Origin of the sequence: Xenorhabdus budapestensis (assembly GCF_002632465.1) — a bacterium.
GTDB classification, from domain to species: domain Bacteria; phylum Pseudomonadota; class Gammaproteobacteria; order Enterobacterales; family Enterobacteriaceae; genus Xenorhabdus; species Xenorhabdus budapestensis.
In genome coordinates this window covers 295,680-298,950 of the sequence record NZ_NIBS01000003.1, presented here as the reverse complement: position 1 = coordinate 298,950, position 3,271 = coordinate 295,680, and the positions used below count along the sequence as shown (strand labels likewise).

2 rRNA genes are annotated in these 3,271 nt (G+C 54.4%); both read right to left on the bottom strand.

The window, feature by feature from the left end:
- Positions 1-2 precede the first annotated feature (2 nt).
- Positions 3-118 (bottom strand): 5S ribosomal RNA (rrf, locus tag Xbud_RS21590).
- Positions 119-250: 132 nt separating this feature from the next.
- Positions 251-3,159, bottom strand: a 23S ribosomal RNA gene (locus Xbud_RS21585).
- Positions 3,160-3,271: the final 112 nt, after the last annotated feature.

Below are 3,271 nucleotides of genomic sequence, written 5' to 3'. Positions count from 1 at the left end.
ATGTCTGGCAGTGCCCTACTCTCACATGGGGAGACCCCACACTACCATCGGCGCTACGGCGTTTCACTGCTGAGTTCGGCATGGGGTCAGGTGGGACCACCGCGCTGTTGCCGCCAGACAAATCCTGTATTCAATCCCGAACAAGCTGCTTGTTATTTTCGTCCGTCACCGCTTCCGCGCCTATCGAAAATATACCTGAAACCCTGTCTTTCTCTCGTCTCTCAAACCCACAAAACCCCTTCGGTGTTGTCAGGTTAAGCCGCACGGGGCATTAGTACTGGTCAGCTCAACGTCTCGCAACGCTTACACACCCAGCCTATCCACGTCCTCGTCTCGGACGGCCCTTCAGGACTCTCCAGGAGTCAGGGAAGACTCATCTCAAGGCAAGTTTCCCGCTTAGATGCTTTCAGCGGTTATCTCTGCCGCACTTAGCTACCGGGCAGTGCCATTGGCATGACAACCCGTACACCAGTGGTGCGTCCACTCCGGTCCTCTCGTACTAGGAGCAGCCCCTTTCAGTCTTCCAGCGCCCACGGCAGATAGGGACCGAACTGTCTCACGACGTTCTAAACCCAGCTCGCGTACCACTTTAAATGGCGAACAGCCATACCCTTGGGACCTACTTCAGCCCCAGGATGTGATGAGCCGACATCGAGGTGCCAAACACCGCCGTCGATATGAACTCTTGGGCGGTATCAGCCTGTTATCCCCGGAGTACCTTTTATCCGTTGAGCGATGGCCCTTCCATGCAGAACCACCGGATCACTAAGACCTACTTTCGTACCTGCTCGCGCCGTCACGCTCGCAGTCAAGCCAGCTTATGCCTTTGCACTAACCTCACGATGTCCGACCGTGATTAGCTGACCTTCGTGCTCCTCCGTTACGCTTTGGGAGGAGACCGCCCCAGTCAAACTACCCGCCAGACACTGTCCGCAACCCGGATGACGGGCCTACGTTAGAACATCAAACATTCAAGGGTGGTATTTCAAGGATGGCTCCGTGCAGACTGGCGTCCGCACTTCACAGCCTCCCACCTATCCTACACATCAAGGCTCAAGGTTCAGTGTCAAGCTATAGTAAAGGTTCACGGGGTCTTTCCGTCTTGCCGCGGGTACACTGCATCTTCACAGCGAGTTCAATTTCACTGAGTCTCGGGTGGAGACAGCCTGGCCATCATTACGCCATTCGTGCAGGTCGGAACTTACCCGACAAGGAATTTCGCTACCTTAGGACCGTTATAGTTACGGCCGCCGTTTACTGGGGCTTCGATCAAGAGCTTCTCCCTGAGGATGACCCCATCAATTAACCTTCCAGCACCGGGCAGGCGTCACACCGTATACGTCCACTTTCGTGTTTGCACAGTGCTGTGTTTTTATTAAACAGTTGCAGCCAGCTGGTATCTGCGGCTGGCCTCGGCTCCAAGAGCATGTCTTTTCACCTGGCGCCAGCGTGCCTTCTCCCGAAGTTACGGCACCATTTTGCCTAGTTCCTTCACCCGAGTTCTCTCAAGCGCCTGAGTATTCTCTACCTGACCACCTGTGTCGGTTTGGGGTACGATTCCGTGTTACCTGGTGCTTAGAGGCTTTTCCTGGAAGCAGGGCATCTGTCACTTCAGCACCGTGGTGCCTCGTCATCACGCCTCAGTGTTGCGGATAACCGGATTTGCCGGGTTATCCCACCTACACGCTTAAACCGGGACGACCGTCGCCCGGATGACATAGCCTTCTCCGTCCCCCCTTCGCAGTAACACCGAGTACAGGAATATTAACCTGTTTCCCATCGACTACGCTTTTCAGCCTCGCCTTAGGGGCCGACTCACCCTGCCCCGATTAACGTTGGACAGGAACCCTTGGTCTTCCGGCGAGCGGGTTTTTCACCCGCTTTATCGTTACTTATGTCAGCATTCGCACTTCTGATACCTCCAGCAGACCTCACGGCCCGCCTTCGACGGCTTACAGAACGCTCCCCTACCCAGCAACACCGCAGTGTCGCTGCCGCAGCTTCGGTGCATGGTTTAGCCCCGTTACATCTTCCGCGCAGGCCGACTCGACCAGTGAGCTATTACGCTTTCTTTAAATGATGGCTGCTTCTAAGCCAACATCCTGGCTGTCTGAGCCTTCCCACTTCGTTTCCCACTTAACCATGACTTGGGGACCTTAGCTGGCGGTCTGGGTTGTTTCCCTCTTCACGACGGACGTTAGCACCCGCCGTGTGTCTCCCGTGATAACATTCTCCGGTATTCGCAGTTTGCATCGGGTTGGTAAGTCGGGATGACCCCCTAGCCGAAACAGTGCTCTACCCCCGGAGATGACTTCACGAGGCGCTACCTAAATAGCTTTCGGGGAGAACCAGCTATCTCCCGGTTTGATTGGCCTTTCACCCCCAGCCACAAGTCATCCGCTAATTTTTCAACATTAGTCGGTTCGGTCCTCCAGTTAGTGTTACCCAACCTTCAACCTGCCCATGGCTAGCTCACCGGGTTTCGGGTCTATACCCTGCAACTTAACGCCCAGTTAAGACTCGGTTTCCCTCCGGCTCCCCTATACGGTTAACCTTGCTACAGAATATAAGTCGCTGACCCATTATACAAAAGGTACGCAGTCACCCTGATAAATCAGGGCTCCCACTGCTTGTACGTACACGGTTTCAGGTTCTCTTTCACTCCCCTCGCCGGGGTTCTTTTCGCCTTTCCCTCACGGTACTGGTTCACTATCGGTCAGTCAGGAGTATTTAGCCTTGGAGGATGGTCCCCCCACATTCAGACAGGATACCACGTGTCCCGCCCTACTCTTCGAGCTCACAATACGCACGCCTTCGGATACGGGGCTGTCACCCTTTACTGCCGGCCTTTCCAGACCGTTCTCCTGACATGAATATCGCTGATGGCTCTGGGCTGCTCCCCGTTCGCTCGCCGCTACTGGGGGAATCTCGGTTGATTTCTTTTCCTCGGGGTACTGAGATGTTTCAGTTCCCCCGGTTCGCCTCCTTACCCTATGAATTCAGATAAGGATAGTGCAACGGATTGCACTGGGTTTCCCCATTCGGACATCGCCGGCTATAACGGGTCATATCACCTTACCGGCGCTTTTCGCAGATTAGCACGTCCTTCATCGCCTCTGACTGCCTAGGCATCCACCGTGTACGCTTAGTCGCTTAACCTCACAACCCGAAGGTGTCTTCGGACTGGAGTTTTGAGAGACTCATCAATACCGTCTTCCGACGCTACTGATTGTTTCAAATTTTCAGCTTGTTCCAGATTGTTAAAGAGCAA